This is a genomic window from Sphingomonas sp. FG14 (assembly GCF_057809675.1).
On sequence record NZ_JBMDKK010000008.1, the window covers coordinates 37,975 to 56,099 of the forward strand.

Consider the following 18,125-nt stretch of genomic DNA (forward strand, 5'->3'; position numbering starts at 1 on the left):
GCCGATAGTAGAGCGGTTTGTTGCAGCGGCAAGCTTATGGTTCGCCCACGGCCTCGATCACCCTGGAATAGCCGTCGCGCTCCAGCAGAAGCTTGAGTTCGCTGGCGATCCGCCGCGCGAGCTCCGGGCCGTGATAGACCAGCGCCGAATAAAGCTGGACCAGGCTCGCCCCCGCGCGGATCCGGCGATAGGCATCCTCGCCGCTCGCGATCCCGCCCGCTCCGATCAGCGGCAACGCGGCGCCGGTCGCGGTTCGGAAATCGCGGATGCGCTGGAGCGCCACGTCCTTGAGCGGCGCGCCGGAAAGCCCACCGGTCTCGCCGGCATATTGGCTGCGCAACGGCGGGCGGGCGATCGTGGTATTGGAGACGATCAGTCCATCGATCCGTGCATCGATCGCGATGCGCGCGATATCGTCGATATCGGCTGGCTCCAGATCGGGCGCGACCTTCAGGAACAGCGGCGGGCCGTCCATGCCGCGCATGGCCATCACCGCGTCGAGCAGCGCGGTCAGCGCGCCGGCATCCTGCAATGCGCGCAGCCCCGGTGTGTTGGGGGAGGAGATGTTGACCGTCAGATAATCGGCCACGGGCACCATGGTGCGCACGCCGTGGACATAGTCGGCGATCCGGTCCGCGCTGTCCTTGTTGGCGCCGATATTGACGCCGACGATCCCGCCCCGTCCGGCCCGGCGGCTGAGTCGTTCGAGCGCCGCCGTCTGCCCGCCATTGTTGAAGCCCATGCGGTTGATCACCGCTTCGTCTTCTTTGAGACGAAACAGGCGCGGCCTTGGATTGCCGCCCTGCGGCAGCGGCGTGATCGTGCCGATCTCGACGAAGCCGAAGCCGAGACCCAGCATCGCGTCCGGCACTTCGCCATTCTTGTCGAAGCCTGCGGCCAGCCCGATCGGATTGGGGAAGTCGATTCCCGCGACGCGCGTCGCCAGCACGGGATCGGGCGATGGCGGCGGCGCGCTCGGTTTCAGCTTCAATGCGGCAAGAGTCAGTCCATGGGCGCGCTCGGCGTCGAGCGCGAAGACCATCGGACGGACGATCGAATAGAGCCCCATGGCGCGCCTATGCCAGCGCACCGCGACCGGGTCAAAGCTTCGCTTTCACGGGCGGACCTGCTCTAAGCCGCAACACAGTTGGTTCAGGAGAGATTTCGATGATCCGTCCTTCGCTGAGCGCGCTTTCGGCGCTTGCCCTGGCTGCCGCATTGCCGGTCCAGCCTGTTTTCGCCCAGGCGCCCGTGATGCCCGCGTCGAGCGCCCAGGATGCGGCGCTGTTGCAGTTCTTCCGGGACTATGACGCCGACCAGCTCGCGCGCTCGCCGATGACCAAGACGATGCGGGGCATCCGCGACGGCGATTACGGCAAGCTCGACGATATGGGCCCGGCGGCGGAGGAGCGTGCCTATGCCGCCGATCAGGCGGCGCTGAAGACGATGCGTGCGCGTTTCGACCCCAAGACGCTGTCGGCGGAGAATCGCCTGTCCTATCTGTTGTTCGAAAAACAGATGGAGCGGCGCGCCAATGCCTGGCGCTTTCGCGACCATGGCTATGTCTTCGATCAGATGAATGGCGCTCAGAGCCAGTTGCCCGCCTTTCTGATCAACATGCACCGGATCGACACCAGGGCGCATGCCGAGGCCTATGTCAGCCGGCTGAACGCGCTGGGGGCGGCGATCGACCAGCGTATCGCCGATTCGCGGATACGGGCGGCCGCCGGTTATGCGCCGCCCAAATGGGTCTATCCCTATGTCATCTCCGACGCGCGCAACACGATCACGGGTTTCCCGTTCACGCGGATCGCGACCGAAGCCCCTCTCTATGCCGATTTCAAGGCCAAGCTCGCGCGGATCGACCTGCCCCAGGCGGAGAAGGATGCGCTGCTCGCCGCCGCATCCGATGCCCTGCTCAAATCGGTCAAACCCGCTTATGGTCGGCTGATTGCGGAGATGGAGCGTCAGCAGGGGAGCGCGCCCGCCGAAGACGGCATCTGGCGCTTCAAGGACGGTGCCGCTTATTATGCGGAACGCCTGTCGAATTATACGACGACGGCGCTCGCGCCCGACCAGATCCACCAGCTCGGGCTCGACAATGTCGCGCGCATCCACGGTGAGATGCGCGGCATCATGGCGAAGACCGGCTTCAAGGGCGATCTTCAGGCCTTTTTCAAGTTCATGCGAGAGGATCCGCGCTTCTATGCGCCCAATACCGACGAGGGCCGCGCGCTCTATCTCGCGGAAACCGAGAAGGCGAAGCAATGGGTGACGGCGAAGCTGCCGGAATGGTTCGGCGTGCTGCCTCAGGCGCCGATGGTGGTGAAGCGCGTCGAGGCGTTTCGCGAGAAATCGGCGGGCAAGGCCTTTTACCAGTCGCCAGCACCCGACGGTTCACGCCCGGGTACCTATTACGCCAATCTGTACGACATGGCGCACATGCCGCTGACCGAGGTCGAGGCGCTGTTCTATCATGAGGGCATTCCCGGCCATCACCTCCAGCGCACGATCCAGACCGAATTGAAGGACGTGCCGCCCTTTCGCCAGTTCGGCGGCGTCACCGCCTATACAGAGGGCTGGGGGCTCTATGCCGAGAAGCTCGCCAAGGACATGGGGCTCTACACCGATCCCTATCGCGATTTCGGGCGGCTCCAGCTCGAATTGCATCGCGCGATCAGGCTGGTCGTCGATTCGGGGCTCCATCACAAGAAATGGTCGCGCGAACAGGCGATCAAATATGTCGAGGACAATTCAGCCGACGCGCCGGGCGGCATCGTCAAGGCGATCGAACGCTATATCGTCTTCCCCGGGCAGGCGACCGCCTATCTGGTCGGCAGGCTCAAGATCAGCGAACTGCGCGATCGCGCCCAGGCGGCGCTTGGCGATCGTTTCGACGTGCGGGGTTTCCACGATGTCGTGCTCAAGAGCGGGCCGGTGCCGCTCGATATATTGGAGGCGCGCGTGGACGCCTGGATCGCTGACGGGAAATCCTGACCGGATCGTTGGCGGGGCACGCATTTCCGCCGCACCTGTCGATTCCGTACAATACCGAAAGTGTTGGATCGCCTATACCCAATGGGCGACCCGAAGGGCTCCCGATCGGGAGTTCTTTCACTTATCGGGCCTGGCCGGCTTGTCCGGCCGGGCCTTTTTTTGTGCGAAATCCGCCTTGACCTTGGCCGCAAACCCGTTTCGTGCGTTTGACGGGGAATGCGGGCGCATCCGCGTCGGCGAAACTGGGGACGCCATGACCGACACTGCAGACCAGGCCGCGCCTTCGCCGGTCTCGCTCGATTATGCCGCCCCGTGCCCCGAACTGCGCGATTATCTCTCGGTCTTCTACGATTTTCGGGCGAATCTGCCACTGTTCGAGGATCAGGAGCGCGCGGATTTCGCGCAGTTCCGTTTCATGCTCGCGGGCGAGGGGGCCTATCGTTTCGCCGATGGTCACGAACAGGCTGCCCCCCCGATCGCGATCGTCGGGCCGACCACGGGCAACACCCATATCCGCGTCACCGGGCCGGTGCATGTGTTCGGCGCGGGACTGCTGCCCGCCGGTTGGGGCGCCTTGATGGGGATCGAGGCGTCGACCCTGGTCAATCGCGCGGTCGACGCGACTCATCTGTTCGGCCCCGGGCTGGCAGAGGTGATGGCGGAACTGCGCGCCGCGCCGACGCTGGAGGCGAAGGTGGCGATCGGCAATCGCGTGACGCTGGAACTGGCGCGTCGGATCGATCAGGCGCCGCTGGCCTTCACGCGCGTAGTCGACGAATGGCTTGCGGCGTCGCTCTCGCCGCAGGTGGACGATCTCGTCACGCGCCTTGGCGTGTCGCGCCGTCATGTCGAGCGTCAGTGCAAAAAGCTCTATGGTGCGCCGCCCAAGCTGCTCGCGCGCAAATATCGCGCGCTGCGCGCGGCGATCACGCTGGCCCGTGGCGAGGCCGAGATGGCGGACCTGATCGGCGGCGGCTTTTACGACCAGTCGCACTTCATCCGCGAGATCAAGGCGTTCACCGGCGTGACGCCCAGCCGTTTCCAGGATGATCTGCCCACTCTGGCGCGGCTGACGCTCAAGCGTGCCGAATTGGCCGGGCAGGTGGATCCGATCATCTACCAGACCTAGGACGAACCGAGCGGGCAAGGGTTGATTGTCGCCCGGTCCGCCGCCATATGCCCAATCGGAACGAATCAATCCGATTGAGAGTCATTCGCAACAATGCGCCTGTCGAGCCTTGCCGATTATGCCGTCGTGATGATGGCCGCGGCCGCGCGCAATTGCGGGTGCCGGAAGATGAACGCGACCACGCTGAGCGCGGAGACCGGCATTCCGCTGCCCACCGCGCAGAAGCTGGTCAGCCGGCTGTCGTCGGCCGGGCTGCTCGAATCGAGCCGCGGCACCGGCGGCGGCGTTCGCCTAGCGCGTCCGCCGGCCGCGATCAGCCTGGCCGATGTGGTCGAGGCGGTCGAAGGGCCGATCGCGATGACCGCCTGCACCGAACATGGCAGCCATGACTGCGCCCGCGAGGCGGCGTGCCATGTGAAGCCGCATATGAATGTCGCCAATGCCGCGGTTCGCGGCGCGCTGGCCGGGGTCAGCCTCGCCAGCCTGTCGGGAGCCGCGTGATGGCCACCAGAAATGCCGAAGCCCAGGCCGCGGCTGACAAGCTCAGCCAGTATGAATGGGGTTTCTCCAGTGACGTCGAGCAGGATTTCGCGCCCAAGGGATTGAGCGAGGACACTGTCCGCTTCATCTCGGCCAAGAAGAACGAGCCCGAATGGATGCTCGATTGGCGGCTGAAGGCCTATCGTCACTGGCTGACGATGGAAACACCCGACTGGGCGAAGCTCTCGATTCCGCCGATCGACTATCAGGACGCTTATTATTACGCGGAGCCGCGCAAGAAGCCGTCGCTGAAATCGCTCGACGAGCTCGATCCCGAGATCCTGGAGACCTATCGCAAGCTGGGCATTCCGATCGAGGAGCAGAAAGTGCTCGCCGGCGTCGAGGGCGCGCGCAAGGTCGCGGTCGACGCGGTGTTCGACAGCGTCTCGGTCGCCACCACTTTCCGCAAGGAACTGGAGGAAGCGGGCGTCATCTTCCGTTCGATCTCCGAGGCGATCCGCGAATTCCCCGATCTGGTGAAGAAGTGGCTGGGCAAGGTCGTGCCGCAGCACGATAATTATTTCGCCGCGCTCAATTGCGCGGTCTTTTCCGACGGCACCTTCGTCTACATTCCCGAAGGCGTTCGCTGCCCGATGGAATTGAGCACCTATTTCCGCATCAACGCGGAGAATACCGGCCAGTTCGAGCGGACGCTGATCGTGGCCGACAAGGGCAGCTACGTCTCGTATCTCGAAGGTTGCACCGCGCCGATGCGCGACGAGAACCAGCTCCACGCCGCCGTGGTCGAACTGGTCGCGCTCGACGATGCCGAGATCAAATATTCGACCGTCCAGAACTGGTATCCCGGCGATGCCGAGGGCAAGGGCGGCATCTATAATTTCGTGACCAAGCGCGCGCTCTGCCAGGGCCGCAACTCCAAGGTGAGCTGGACCCAGGTCGAGACCGGCTCCGCCGTCACCTGGAAATATCCGTCCTGCGTGCTCGCGGGCGAAAACAGCGTCGGCGAATTCTATTCGGTCGCGGTCACCAACAACCGTCAGCAGGCCGATACCGGCACCAAGATGATCCATCTCGGCAAGAACAGCCGCTCGACCATCGTGTCGAAGGGGATCAGCGCGGGCGGATCGAACAACACCTATCGCGGGCTTGTCCGCGTCGGGCCGACGGCGGAGGGCGTGCGCAACTTCACCCAGTGCGACAGCCTGCTGCTCGGCGACAAATGCGGCGCGCATACCGTGCCCTATATCGAGGTGCGTAATCCCAGCGCGCAGATCGAGCACGAGGCGACGACCAGCAAGATCAGCGACGATCAGCTGTTCTACGCGATGCAGCGCGGCCTGGATCAGGAAGCTGCTGTAGCGCTGATCGTCAACGGCTTCGCGCGCGAAGTGCTGCAGCAACTGCCGATGGAATTCGCGGTCGAGGCGCAGAAGCTGCTCGGCATCAGCCTCGAAGGGAGCGTCGGGTGATCTGGATGCTTGCGGCGGCGCTGCTGCAGGCGGCGCCCGCCGATGACGAGATCGTGGTGATGGGCCGCCGGCTTCAGGCGCTGTCGGTGATCCTGAGCCGCGATGCCAAGGGCAAGTTCGCATGCGGGCTCAGCGCATCGAGCGGTAGCCCCGCGGTCGATGCGCAACTGTGCAAGACCGCCGCGAAATGCGCGAAGCAGGGCAAGGTCGCCGCCGATGCGATGCGGACCTGCATCGATGCGCGCAAGCCCGCGATACTCGAAGAATTCGCCGCGCGCGTGCGGTCGGGAAAAGGTTGAAATGCTCAGAATCGAGAACCTCCAAGCCGAAGTCGACGGCAAGTCGATCCTCAAGGGGCTGACGCTCGCGATCAATCCGGGCGAGATCCATGCGATCATGGGGCCGAACGGTGCCGGCAAGTCGACGCTCGCCTACACGCTTGGCGGCCGGCCGGGCTATGAGGTGACGGGCGGCTCGGTCGATTTCGACGGGCAGGACCTGCTCGAGATGGAGCCGCACGAGCGCGCCGCCGCCGGCCTGTTCCTGGGCTTCCAATATCCCGTCGAGATCCCCGGCGTGTCCAATGTTCAGTTCCTGCGCGAGGCGCTCAACAGCCAGCGGCGCAACCGTGGCGAGGCGCCGTTGTCGGGCGGTGAATTCCTGAAGGTCGCGCGCGCGCAAGCTGATGCGATGGGCATGGATATGGAGATGCTCAAGCGGCCGGTGAATGTCGGTTTCTCGGGCGGCGAGAAGAAGCGCAACGAGATGGTGCAGATGGGGATCATCGATCCCAGGCTGGCCATTCTCGACGAAACCGATAGCGGCCTCGACATCGATGCGCTGCGCGTGGTGGGCGAAGGAATCAATCGCATCATGCGCACGCCCGACAAGGCGGTGCTGCTGATCACCCATTATCAGCGCCTGCTCGACTATGTGCAGCCCGATCTCGTCCATGTGCTGAGCGCGGGCCGGATCGTGCGCTCGGGCGGCAAGGAACTCGCGCTCGAACTCGAACGCGAAGGCTATGGAGCGCTGGCGGCGTGAATCTCACGCTCCCCTCGGTCCGCCAGGAGGCGTGGCGCTGGTCCGATCTGTCGGGACTGGAGGCGATCGCCGACGCGCCGCGCGGTGCAGCCGAGGCCCTCGATCCGTCCGCCTTCTTCCTCGATCTTGGTGGCCCCCGCCTGGTTTTCGTCGACGGCGCGTTCGATGCGGCGGCGAGCGATCCGCAGGGCGTGGCGATCGGCCCGGTCGATGCCGCGACCGATCATCCGCTCGGTCGTGCCGCGATGGGCGCCGGCTGGACGCTGTCGCTGGGCGCGGACCATGCGACATCCGGTCCGGTCGAGATCGTCCATGTCGCGACGGGCGGCGCCAATCATCTGCCCGGCCGGATCGTACTGGCGGAGAATGCGCAGGCCAGCATCGCCGAGACGTTCATAGGCACCGGCTGGTCCAACCGGCTGACGCATATCGATCTGGCGTCGGGCGCGCGGCTGATGCGCTCGGTCCGCCTGTTGCAGACGGAAGGGTTCGTCTCGCTGCGCGACGAGGCCGAGATCGGGCAGGCGGCCAGCCTCGTCACGATCGTGCTTGGCGCGGGTGAGGCCGGCAGCCGCATCGATGCCGCGCTCGACCTGTCGGGCGAAAGCGCCTTCGCCGAAATGGGCGGTACCCTATTGTGCCGTGGCGATCAGCGCCAGGAAGCGGCGATCGTTCTTCGCCATGCGGCCGAGAACGGTTCGAGCCGGCAGACCTGGCGCGCGGTCGCTGCCGATCGCGCGACCGCGAGCCTCGCCGCACGCGTCGAGGTGGCGCGCGGTGCGCAGAAGACCGATGGCGAACAATCGCTGCGCGGCCTGCTGCTCAAGCGCACCGCGACGGTCAATCTGAAGCCCGAACTCGAGATCTTCGCCGATGACGTCAAATGCGCGCATGGCGCGACCGTCGGCGAACTCGATCGCAACGCGCTGTTCTATCTGCAGAGCCGGGGCATTCCGCCCCAGCAGGCGGAAGCGCTGTTGACCCGTGCCTTCGTTGCCGATGCGCTCGACCGGATCGGCGAGGAGAAGGTTCGCGAGGCGTTCGTGAAGGATGCGGATGCGTGGCTGGAGCGTGCGGGATCAGTCCCCCTCCCACTGCTTGCGGAAGGGGCTAGGGGAGAGCCTGTATCGTGACGTCCGAGCCCTCCACACACACCCTCCCCCGACCCCTCCCGCAAGCGGGAGGGGAGGTGGGTACCCGTCCGCTTGATCATCTCGCGGATTTTCCCGCGATCCCGGCGGGCTGGGCCTATCTCGACACCGCCGCCACCGCGCAGAAGCCGGCGCCGGTGATCGCGGCGATCGATCGCGCCTATGCGGAAACCTATGCCACGGTCCATCGCGGCGTCTACCAGCGCTCGGCCGACATGACGATCGCGTATGAAGCGGCGCGCGAACGCGTGGCGCGCTTCATCGGTGCGGGATCTGCGTCGGAGATCGTTTTCACGCGCGGTGCGACCGAAAGCATCAACCTTGTCGCGCAAAGCTGGGGGCAGGCGCATCTCAAGCGCGGCGACCGCATCCTGCTGTCGATGCTGGAGCATCATTCCAACATCGTGCCCTGGCAGTTGCTGCGCGATCGCATCGGCATCGAGATCGATGTCGTGCCGCTCACGCCCGATGGCCGTATCGACCTCGATGCCGCTCAGGCGATGCTGACCTCCGCGCACAAGGTGGTCGCGCTCGCCCATGTCTCGAACGTGCTGGGTTCCGTGCTCGATGTCCGCCGCGCCGCCGAACTGGCGCATGCGGTCGGTGCGAAGCTGCTGCTCGATGGCTGCCAGGCGGTGCCGCGATTGCCGGTCGATGTCGCCGCGATCGGCGCCGATTTCTATGCCTTCTCGGCGCATAAGCTTTACGGGCCCACCGGCTTAGGCGTGCTCTGGGCGCGTCCGGACATCCTCGATGCGATGCCGCCCTGGCATGGCGGCGGCGCGATGATCGATCGGGTGACGTTCGAACGCACGACCTATGCACCGCCGCCCGCGCGCTTCGAGGCAGGCACGCCGCACATCGTCGGTGCGCTCGGCCTGCATGCCGCGATCGACTATGTTGAGGGTATCGGGCTGGAAGCGATCCACGCACACGAAACCGCGCTGGTCCGCGTCACACGCGAGGCGCTTTCGACGATCAACAGCCTCACCCTGTTCGGGCCCGAGGATTCGGCGGGCATCGTCAGCTTCGGCATCGAGGGGGTTCATCCCCACGATATCGGCACCATATTGGATGAAGGGCATGTGGCGATCCGCGCCGGCCATCATTGCGCGCAGCCGCTGATGGCGCATCTGGGCGTCGACGCCACCGCGCGCGCAAGCTTCGGCGTTTACAATAGCGAGGCCGATGTCGCCGCGCTGGTGAAGGGTATCGAAAGAGTGACGAGGATCTTCGGGTGAGCGACGAACGCAGGATCGAGATCGAGCAGGTCGATGCGGCCGAAAAGCCGCCCAAGGCGCGCGTCGAGGACGCGGAGGCGCCGCGCGACATCTTCGAGCGCAAGCGCGATTATCTGGAAGGTTTCCTGGCGCAGGCGCCGGTCGCCGATCCGGCGGGGCAGCCGGGCGGCGATCTCTACGAAGCGGTGATCGGATCGCTCAAGGAGATCTACGATCCGGAGATTCCGGTAAATATCTACGATTTGGGCCTGATCTACGGCGTCGATATCACCGATGACGGCCATGCCGTGGTGACCATGACGCTCACCACGCCGCATTGCCCCGTCGCCGAATCGATGCCCGGCGAGGTCGAACTGCGCGTCGGGTCCGTGCCCGGCGTCGGATCGGCCGAGGTCAATCTGGTCTGGGATCCGCCATGGGATCCGCAGAAAATGTCGGACGAGGCCAAGCTCGAACTGGGAATGCTGTGATGACGACGGCAACGCGCACCCGCCCTGCCGCTCTTACGCTTACCTCGGGCGCTGAAAAGCGTATCGCGGAGTTGATGGCGAACGCGCCGGAGGGCGCGATTGGCGTCAAGCTTTCGACGCCACGCCGGGGCTGCTCCGGTTTGGCCTATTCGGTCGACTATGTCAGCGAAGCCAATGGCTTCGACGAGCGGATCGAGACGCCGGGCGGCCTGTTCTTTGTCGACGGAGCGTCGATCCTCTATCTGATCGGTTCGAAGATGGACTGGGTGGAGGATGATTTCACCGCCGGCTTCGTGTTCGAAAATCCCAACGCGAAGGGCGCGTGCGGCTGCGGGGAAAGCTTTACCGTCTGATACCGGGATGCGCGGCGCTTGAGCGAATCGATCGAGGATGCGCAGCATCTTCGAGATCGCATATTGGCCCGCCGGCACCGCCATTGCCGCCGGCCGGCCCCTCGGCTACAGGCCCGATCCTGTCATGGACCCAGCGCTCGCCCATATCCGCAACTGGATCTTCGATCTGGATAATACGCTTTATCTGTCGTCGGCGGATCTGTTCGCGCTGATCGATGCGCGGATGGGCGAGTATATCGGCGGGCTGCTCGGCGTCGACCGGATCGCGGCGCGCAAGGTGCAGAAGGGGTATTTCCACGCCCACGGCACCACCCTGGCCGGTTTGATGGCCGACCATCAGGTCGACCCGCACGAATTCCTCCGCTTCGTCCATGACGTGCCGATGGACCGGCTGGTTCCCGACCACCGCGTGATCGACGGCATCGCCCGGCTGCCCGGGCGGCGCATCGTCTTCACCAACGGCGACGCCAGCTATGCCGCGCGCGTGCTCGACAAGCTCGGGCTGGGCGATCTGTTCGAGACGATCTACGACATCCATCTGCTCGACTATCGGCCCAAGCCCTATGCCGAGGGTTATGAGCGGATGTGCGCGGTGCTCGGCATCGCGGCGCCCGAATCGCTGTTCGTCGAGGATATGGCGCGCAACCTGGTGCCGGCAAAGGCGCTGGGGATGACGACCGTCTGGGTGAACAACGGATCCGAACAGGCCGGCGCCAACGCACAGGCCGACCTGATCGATTATATAACCGCCGATCTCGGCGATTGGCTGGACCATGTCCTTGAAAAGGGGGAATGAATGAGTTCTGACGTGCAGGCGGTGATCGAGGCTGCGTGGGACGCACGCGATACCTTGGGTTTCGGCACCACGGGCGAGATCCGCGACGCGGTCGAGCATGCGCTGGCCGCGCTCGACGCGGGCGAGGCGCGTGTCGCCGAGAAGGTCGATGGCGACTGGGTGGTCAATCAGTGGCTCAAAAAGGCTGTGCTGCTCTCCTTCCGGCTCAACGACAATGTCGTGATCGAGGGGCCGGGCGGCGCCAACTGGTTCGACAAGGTGCCGTCGAAATTCGCCGGCTGGGGCGAGAACCGTTTCCGCGCCGCCGGTTTCCGCGCGGTGCCGGGCAGCGTCGTCCGTCGCGGCGCGTTCATCGACAAGGGCGTGGTGCTGATGCCCAGCTTCGTCAATATCGGCGCCTATGTCGGCGAGGGCACGATGGTCGATACCTGGGCGACCGTCGGAAGCTGCGCGCAGGTCGGCCGCAATGTCCATCTTTCGGGCGGCGTCGGTCTGGGCGGCGTGCTCGAACCGCTGCAGGCCAATCCCGTGATCATCGAGGATGACTGCTTCATCGGCGCGCGCTCCGAAGTGGTGGAAGGCGTGATCGTCGGCCAGGGTTCGGTGCTGTCGATGGGCGTGTTCATCACCTCGACCACCAAGATCGTCGATCGCAACACCGGCGAGATCTTCATCGGCCAGGTGCCGCCCTATTCGGTGGTCGTGCCCGGCACGCTTCCGGGCAAGCCGCTCGCCGACGGTTCGCCGGGACCGAGCCTCGCCTGCGCGGTGATCGTCAAGCGCGTCGATGCGCAGACGCGTGCCAAGACCGGCATCAACGAACTGTTGCGGGATTGACGACGACGCACCGAAGGGAGGATCGTGCGCGGCCATGACGCACGCCTCCCTCGTTCTCGACGATTTCATCCCCTACCGGCTGTCGATCGCCTCCAACGTGGTGAGCGACATCATCGCCAGCGCCTATGAGGCGCTGTTCGGGCTCAGGATCCCCGAATGGCGCCTGGTCGCGGTGATTGCCGAGGAAGGGCAGGTGACGCAGCAGCGCATCTGCACGCGCACCCGGATGGACAAGGTGACGGTCAGCCGCGCCGCGATCGCGCTGGTCGATCGCGGGCTGATCGCACGCAGCGCGCACAGCGCCGATCGCCGCTCGCACCTGCTCGCGCTCACCGATGAGGGGCAGGCGCTATATGCCGATGTCTCGCCCAAGGCGCTCGAACTGGAAGCGCGGATCTTCAGGGATTTCGGCAGCGAGGAACTGTCCGGTTTCATGACGATGCTGCGCCGGATCGAAGTGGCGGCGCTCGACGTGCTCGCCCCAGAGGATGCCGGGGCATGACGCGGACGACGATCAAGGACGTGTCCGACGCGGCCGGCGTCTCGATCAAGACGGTCTCGCGCGTCCTCAACAAGGAAAAATATGTCAGCGAGGACACGCGCCTGCGCGTCGAGGCGGCGGTCGCGCGGCTCAACTATCATCCCAGCCTCGCGGCGCGCACGCTCGCCGGGCGGCGATCGTTCCAGATCGGGCTGATCCACGACAATCCCAATCCCTATTATATCTACAACATGCAGGCCGGGGTCGGTGCGCGCTGCCGCGAGGCGGGTTTCCGCATGATCGTCCAGCCCTGCGACATCCATTCGCCCGCGCTGATCGACGATATCGGCAGCCTGATCGATCAGGCCCAGCTTGACGGCATCATCCTGACGCCCCCCGTCGCTGACGCCGCGCCCGCGCTGGAGGAACTGGAACGCCGGCGCATTCCCTTCGTGCGCGTACAGCCGGGGACGGACCTGACCGCGACGTCATCCTCCTTCATCGACAATGTCCAGGCGGCGGACGACATGACCGCGCATCTGATCGGTCTCGGCCATCGCCGGATCGGCCTGGTGATGGGCCATGCCAATTATGTCGCGAGCGGCCAGCGGCTGACCGGCTATCGTCAGGCGCTGCAGCGCGCCGGCATCGGCTTCGATCCCGCACTGGTCCAGGCCGGCCAGTTCGATCTGCAATCGGGTTCGGCGGCGGCGGAAGCGCTGCTCGCGCTCGACCGGCCCCCGACGGCGATCTTCGCGAGCAGCGACGAGATGGCGGCGGGGGTGCTCGCCACCGCGCATCGTCGCGGTATCGCGGTGCCCGGCCAATTGTCGGTCGCCGGTTTCGACGACACCGATCTGGCGCAAGTGGTTTGGCCGCCGCTCACCACGATCCGCCAGCCGATCCGCGCGCTCGGCTATGCCGCCGCCGATCTGCTGCTGGCGTTCGACGAGCGCGTCGAGCGGCGGCGGCTCGATCATGAACTGATCGTCCGCGCATCGACCGCGCAGCCGGGCGGGGGATAGTCCCACCGCTTCCTGTTCGGGCTCAGCCCGAACGGTTTGAACGGGTTCTCAGCGAATCAGCGTGAAGGCGCCGAGCGCGCTCAGCATCAACGCGACCAGCGTCGCTCCCAGGATCACCAGCAACGGCCGGGCGCCCGCGCGGAGCAGGCTGTCCATCGGCGAGCGGATGCCGGTCGCGGTCACCGCGCAGGCGAGCAGGGCGGAAGCGCCGGTCTGCGCGACATTGCTCACCGATGCCGGCACCGTGACCAGCGAATTGACGGCGGCGAGCGCGAAGAAGCCGACCACGAACCAGGGCAGGGCGGCGATGCCCGCGCTGCCGCCCTTGTCGAGGGGGAAGAACATCGCGACGACGGCGAGCACGGGCGCCAGCAGCGCGACTCGGGTCAGCTTGACGATGGCGGCGGTTTCGCCGGCATGTTCGGAAAAGGAATAGCCGGCGCCCAGTGCCTGCGCGACGTCGTGGATCGATGCGCCGATCATGAAGCCCGCCGCCGTGTCGCCCAGCCCCGCCTGGTGCGCGATGATCGGATAGAGGAACATCGCGAAGGAACTCATCGCGGAGACGCCGACCAGCACCAGGGCGAGTTGCGCCTGGCTGATTCGCCGCTCGCCGAGCAGGGTCGCCAGCGCCATCGCGGCGGAGGCGCCGCAGATCGCGACCGCGCCGCCCGCCAGCGTGCCGAAGGCCGCGCTGAAGCCGAAGGCGCGTGCGGCGAGGATGCCGGCGCCCAACGTCAGCCCGACGATCACCAGGATCGCGACGAGCGCGGCCGGGCCAAGCTCCCCCATCTGCCCGAAGGTGACGCGCAGCCCGACCAATACGATGCCCGCGCGCAGCAAGGTGCGCGACGCGAAGGCGAGGCCGGGGGCAAGGCGCTTGTCGGCATTGAGGAAATTGAGCGCCAGCCCGATGAGCAGCGCCATCAAGGTCAGCGGCGCGCCATAATGATCGGAGAGATAGGCGGCCGCGAGCGTGGCGAAGGCGGTGACGATCAGGCCGGGAATATGATCGCGCAGACCTGGGACCGACGAGGGCTGGTAAAGTTCGCCATAGAGATCGGCCACCGCCGGCAACGGCCGTTGCATCGCACTGTCCTTCACTGCCCGTTCCCCCGTGGCCCTTTTTGGCACGCTGTGATTAAGCATTGTCACTTTGTCTATGACAGCGCTATCCTATGGCGACAAGTCGAGAAGGGATGAGGGGCATGACCAAGGCGCAGATGGCCGATCGCAGGCGATGGCTCGTCGTCGGCCTCGTATTCGTCGCGATCGTGCTCAACTATGTCGATCGCCAGATCCTGGCCTTGCTCAAGCCCACGCTCCAGGCCGAGTTCGACTGGAGCGACCGCGATTACAGCCACATGGCCTCGGCCTTTCAGTTTTCCGCCGCGCTCGCCTTTCTGGGCACCGGCTGGTTCATCGACAAGGTGGGGCTGCGCTGGGGATTCGCGCTGGGCGTCGGCGTCTGGAGCCTGGCGGGCATGGCGCATGCCTTCGCCACCACCGTTGCTGGCTTCGTCACGTCGCGCGCCGTGCTCGGCGCCGCCGAATCGATCGGCACGCCGGCGGCGGTGAAGACCGCCGCCACCTATTTCAACGCGCGCGAACGCTCGATCGCGCTGGGCATCGGCGGGATCGCCCCCAATGTCGGCGCGATCCTGACGCCGCTGCTGATCCCGCTCATGGCGCTGGCGATGGGCTGGCAGGCGACATTCCTGATCGCGGGCGGACTCGGCCTGGTCTGGGTTGTGGTGTGGCTCGCCGTCCGCCTGCCCGAACAGCCCGGCGCGGCGGCGGAGGCGGCGGCGCCCAAGGTTCCCTGGCGCTCGCTGCTGAGCGACCGGCGGCAATGGGCGGTGATCCTCGCCAAGGCGCTGACCGATCAGGTCTGGTGGTTCCTGCTGTTCTTCATGCCCGATCTTTTCCACCGGCTGTTCGGGCTGAGCCAGGGCACGCTGGGCCTGCCCGTCGCGCTCGTCTATTTCATGGCCGCGCTCGGCGGGCTGACCGGCGGCTATCTGCCCGCGCGGCTGATGGGGCGCGGCTGGACGCTCAACGCCGCGCGCAAGACGACGATGCTGATCTATGCGCTGCTGATCCTGCCCGTGCCCTTGCTCGTCCACGCCGAGAGCGCCTGGATCGCGGCGCTGATCCTGGGGCTGGCGCTGTTCGCGCATCAGGGTTTCTCGACCAATGTGTTTGGCCTGACCACCGACGTGTTCCCGGCGCGCATCGTCGGCTCGGCGATCGGCATCGGCGCCTTCGCCGGCAATCTCAGCGGCATGGGCATGATCGAGTTCGCAGGCTGGTCGCTCGATGCGGGCCATGGCTATCTGCCGATGCTGCTCGTCTGCGCGGTGACCTATCTGCTGGCGCTTGCGGCGGTCCAACTCATCCTGCCCAAAATCGTCGCGGATGACGAGGATGTGCCGGAAGATACGCCGCCGATCCTCGCGCACTGAATGCTGAAATGCATATCGCCCTCTTCCCAAACAGTCAGGATCATGTCATATGACAGCGATATCAGATCATCTTCCCCCGCCACCATCCACGCTTCCGCTCGGCCGGAGCGGCATCTCCGTTTCGCCGATCGCCTGGGGCATGTGGCGCTTCGCCGGCGACGATATTTCGGCGGCGCGCGCGCGCGTCGAAGCGGCGCTGGCGGCGGGCGTCACGCTGTTCGACACGGCGGACATTTACGGCCCCGACAATGGCGAGCCCTTCGGCGCGGCGGAGGCGCTGCTGGGGCGCGTGTTCGCCGAGACCCCGGGGCTGCGCGATCGCATGGTGCTGGCGACCAAGGGCGGCATCGTCATGGGCGTGCCCTATGATTCGAGCGCATCCTATCTGACGTCGGCGATCGACGCGTCATTGACGCGGCTGAGCGTCGATCGCGTCGAGCTGTGGCAGATCCACCGTCCCGACATGCTGACGCATCCGCAGGAAGCAGCGCGCGCGCTTGAGGATGCGCATCGCGCGGGCAAGATCGCCGCGATCGGCGTTTCTAACCACAGCGCCGCGCAGGCGGCCGGGCTTGCCAAGTTCCTGCCCGTGCCGCTCGCAAGCCACCAGCCCGAATTCTCGGCGCTGGCGCTCGGCCCGCTGACCGATGGCGTGCTCGATCAGGCGATGGCGGGGGAGATGGCGGTGCTCGCCTGGTCGCCGCTCGGCGGCGGGCGTCTCGCCCGGCCGATCGACGATCATGTCCATGCGGTGGCCGCGCTGCTCGACCTGAAGGCGGATGCCTATGGCGTCTCGCGTGCCGCCGCCGCCTATAGCTGGATCATGGCGCATCCGGCGCGGCCGATCCCGATCGTCGGCACCCAGAATCCGGAGCGTATCGGCGAGATACCCCAGGCGCTCGTCCCCCGCTGGACGCGCGCGGAATGGTACGCGGTTTTGCAGACATCGATGGGAGAGAAGCTGCCATGACCAAGGGCGCTTGCGAGATCAGCTGGTTCTCGGCTCTGTGCGACGACGATTACGAATTTCTCGGCGTTCCCGACGCGAAGCTCAAATCGAGCTGGGAGCATTGCCGCGATATCGTGCTTCAGGCCGAAAGCGGCGGGTTCGACAATATCCTGCTGCCGTCGGGCTATGCGCTGGGCATCGACACCACCGCCTTCGCCGCCGCGATCGCGACGCTCGTCAAGCGCATTCGCCTGTTGATGGCGGTGCGCATCGGCGAAACTTGGCCGCCACAGCTCGCGCGCCAGATCGCGACGATCGATCGCATCCTGGGTGGCCGGCTGACGGTCAATATCATCTCGTCCGACATGCCCGGAGAGACGCTGGCTTCGGCGCCGCGCTATGCGCGCACGGTCGAGGCGATGCACATCCTCAAGACCTTACTCAACGGCGAGGCGCTCGATCACGACGGCGAGTTCTGGAAGCTGAAGCTCGATCCGCCGCGCATCGGCACGGTCTCCGGCAAGGCGCCGCAGCTCTATTTCGGCGGATTGTCGCCCGACGCGCGTGAGGCGGCGGCCAAGGGCTGCGACGTCTATCTGATGTGGCCCGACCGGCAGGAGGTGGTCCGTGAGATCATCGCCGACATGACCGCGCGCGCCGCAAAGCACGGCCGCACGCTGCGCTTCGGCTATCGTGCCCATGTCGTGGTGCGCGATACCGAAGCGGAGGCGCGTACCGCCGCCGATCGGCTGCTGTCGAAGCTCGATGCCCAGACCGGTGCCGCGATCAAGGCCAAGTCGCTGGATTCCACCTCGGCCGGCGTCAACGCCCAGGTCGCGCTGCGCGAGGCGGCGTCCGACGACGGCTATGCCGAGGAGAATCTGTGGACCGGCATCGGCCGCGCTCGTTCGGGCTGCGGCGCCGCCATCGTCGGCGATCCCGATCAGGTGCTCGCGAAGCTCGAAAGCTATCGCGCGATGGGGATCGAGGCGTTCATCCTGTCGGGTTATCCGCATGCGGCGGAAGCCGATCTGTTCGCCCGGCATGTGCTGCCCCGGATCGATCACGGGCCGTTGATCTGATCCCCCACCGTTTGCTTCGAGCAGCGTCGAGCGAAGCCGGGACGCGACCGTCGAGAAGGTCTTGAGCCGGGGTCTTCTCGACTGCGGTTCTCGGCAAGCTCGAACCTGCGCTCGAAGCCAACGGTCAGTTTTGGA

Annotated in this window: 19 protein-coding genes; 17 read left to right on the forward strand and 2 right to left on the reverse strand. The window is 65.9% G+C overall.

The annotated features are described in order from the left end of the window. Positions 1-34: 34 nt before the first annotated feature. Positions 35-1,069, reverse strand: a complete 1,035-nt coding sequence (locus ACODTA_RS19770) for a quinone-dependent dihydroorotate dehydrogenase (protein ID WP_489067782.1) — start codon at positions 1,067-1,069, stop codon at positions 35-37. A 98-nt stretch (positions 1,070-1,167) separates the two neighbouring features. Between ACODTA_RS19770 and ACODTA_RS19775 the strand changes: the two genes are divergently transcribed. The 14 genes from ACODTA_RS19775 to ACODTA_RS19840 all read left to right on the forward strand — a co-directional run bounded on the left by ACODTA_RS19775 (position 1,168) and on the right by ACODTA_RS19840 (position 13,494). Beyond that, the gene (locus ACODTA_RS19775; protein ID WP_489067784.1) at positions 1,168-2,997 is read left to right on the forward strand and encodes a DUF885 domain-containing protein; all 1,830 of its coding nucleotides are present in this window, start codon (positions 1,168-1,170) and stop codon (positions 2,995-2,997) included. A gap of 253 nt (positions 2,998-3,250) precedes the next feature. Further along, positions 3,251-4,126 carry a helix-turn-helix domain-containing protein gene (locus ACODTA_RS19780; protein ID WP_489067786.1) on the forward strand — a complete coding sequence of 292 codons (876 nt, stop codon included), beginning with the start codon at positions 3,251-3,253 and terminating at the stop codon, positions 4,124-4,126. A gap of 93 nt (positions 4,127-4,219) precedes the next feature. Next, positions 4,220-4,627: an RrF2 family transcriptional regulator gene (locus ACODTA_RS19785; protein ID WP_489067787.1), complete on the forward strand. Its 408-nt coding sequence runs from the start codon at positions 4,220-4,222 to the stop codon at positions 4,625-4,627. Next, complete coding sequence (gene sufB, locus ACODTA_RS19790) at positions 4,627-6,096, forward strand: Fe-S cluster assembly protein SufB (protein WP_489067789.1); 1,470 nt, start codon at positions 4,627-4,629, stop codon at positions 6,094-6,096. The genes ACODTA_RS19785 and sufB overlap by 1 nt, the downstream gene beginning before the upstream one ends. Then, positions 6,093-6,395, forward strand: coding sequence for a hypothetical protein (locus tag ACODTA_RS19795; RefSeq protein ID WP_489067791.1), 303 nt, complete (start codon positions 6,093-6,095; stop codon positions 6,393-6,395). Before sufB ends, ACODTA_RS19795 begins: the two co-directional genes overlap by 4 nt. 1 nt (position 6,396) lies before the next feature. Beyond that, a complete protein-coding gene (gene sufC, locus ACODTA_RS19800; RefSeq protein WP_489067793.1) occupies positions 6,397-7,140 on the forward strand; it encodes a Fe-S cluster assembly ATPase SufC in 744 nt (247 codons plus the stop codon). Further along, entirely contained in the window at positions 7,137-8,273 is a 1,137-nt protein-coding gene (locus tag ACODTA_RS19805) for a SufB/SufD family protein (RefSeq protein WP_489067795.1), read from the forward strand. Before sufC ends, ACODTA_RS19805 begins: the two co-directional genes overlap by 4 nt. A gap of 56 nt (positions 8,274-8,329) precedes the next feature. Further along, a complete protein-coding gene (locus ACODTA_RS19810) occupies positions 8,330-9,532 on the forward strand; it encodes a cysteine desulfurase (RefSeq protein ID WP_489067797.1) in 1,203 nt (400 codons plus the stop codon). Then, positions 9,529-10,002 carry an SUF system Fe-S cluster assembly protein gene (locus ACODTA_RS19815; RefSeq protein WP_489067799.1) on the forward strand — a complete coding sequence of 158 codons (474 nt, stop codon included), beginning with the start codon at positions 9,529-9,531 and terminating at the stop codon, positions 10,000-10,002. Before ACODTA_RS19810 ends, ACODTA_RS19815 begins: the two co-directional genes overlap by 4 nt. After that, a complete protein-coding gene (locus tag ACODTA_RS19820) occupies positions 10,002-10,355 on the forward strand; it encodes a HesB/IscA family protein (RefSeq protein ID WP_489067801.1) in 354 nt (117 codons plus the stop codon). The genes ACODTA_RS19815 and ACODTA_RS19820 overlap by 1 nt, the downstream gene beginning before the upstream one ends. Positions 10,356-10,479: 124 nt before the next feature. Next, a complete protein-coding gene (locus ACODTA_RS19825; RefSeq protein ID WP_489067990.1) occupies positions 10,480-11,151 on the forward strand; it encodes a pyrimidine 5'-nucleotidase in 672 nt (223 codons plus the stop codon). After that, positions 11,152-11,988: a 2,3,4,5-tetrahydropyridine-2,6-dicarboxylate N-succinyltransferase gene (dapD, locus tag ACODTA_RS19830; RefSeq protein ID WP_489067803.1), complete on the forward strand. Its 837-nt coding sequence runs from the start codon at positions 11,152-11,154 to the stop codon at positions 11,986-11,988. 34 nt (positions 11,989-12,022) lie between these two features. Beyond that, entirely contained in the window at positions 12,023-12,490 is a 468-nt protein-coding gene (locus ACODTA_RS19835) for a MarR family winged helix-turn-helix transcriptional regulator (protein ID WP_489067805.1), read from the forward strand. After that, positions 12,487-13,494, forward strand: a complete 1,008-nt coding sequence (locus ACODTA_RS19840) for a LacI family DNA-binding transcriptional regulator (protein WP_489067807.1) — start codon at positions 12,487-12,489, stop codon at positions 13,492-13,494. The genes ACODTA_RS19835 and ACODTA_RS19840 overlap by 4 nt, the downstream gene beginning before the upstream one ends. 48 nt (positions 13,495-13,542) lie before the next feature. On the opposite strand, the gene ACODTA_RS19845 is transcribed toward ACODTA_RS19840, so the two are convergent. Continuing rightward, positions 13,543-14,583, reverse strand: a complete 1,041-nt coding sequence (locus tag ACODTA_RS19845; RefSeq protein ID WP_489067809.1) for a YeiH family protein — start codon at positions 14,581-14,583, stop codon at positions 13,543-13,545. A gap of 119 nt (positions 14,584-14,702) precedes the next feature. On the opposite strand from ACODTA_RS19845, the gene ACODTA_RS19850 reads away from it, so the two are divergent. From ACODTA_RS19850 to ACODTA_RS19860, 3 genes are read left to right on the forward strand one after another with little or no spacing between them, the layout of a single operon-like run. Further along, on the forward strand, positions 14,703-15,959 hold the full coding sequence (locus ACODTA_RS19850) for an MFS transporter (protein WP_489067811.1): 1,257 nt from the start codon (positions 14,703-14,705) through the stop codon (positions 15,957-15,959). Between the two features lie 49 nt (positions 15,960-16,008). Continuing rightward, a complete protein-coding gene (locus ACODTA_RS19855; protein ID WP_489067813.1) occupies positions 16,009-16,929 on the forward strand; it encodes an aldo/keto reductase in 921 nt (306 codons plus the stop codon). After that, positions 16,926-17,990, forward strand: coding sequence for an LLM class flavin-dependent oxidoreductase (locus tag ACODTA_RS19860; protein ID WP_489067815.1), 1,065 nt, complete (start codon positions 16,926-16,928; stop codon positions 17,988-17,990). Before ACODTA_RS19855 ends, ACODTA_RS19860 begins: the two co-directional genes overlap by 4 nt. Positions 17,991-18,125 lie beyond the last annotated feature (135 nt).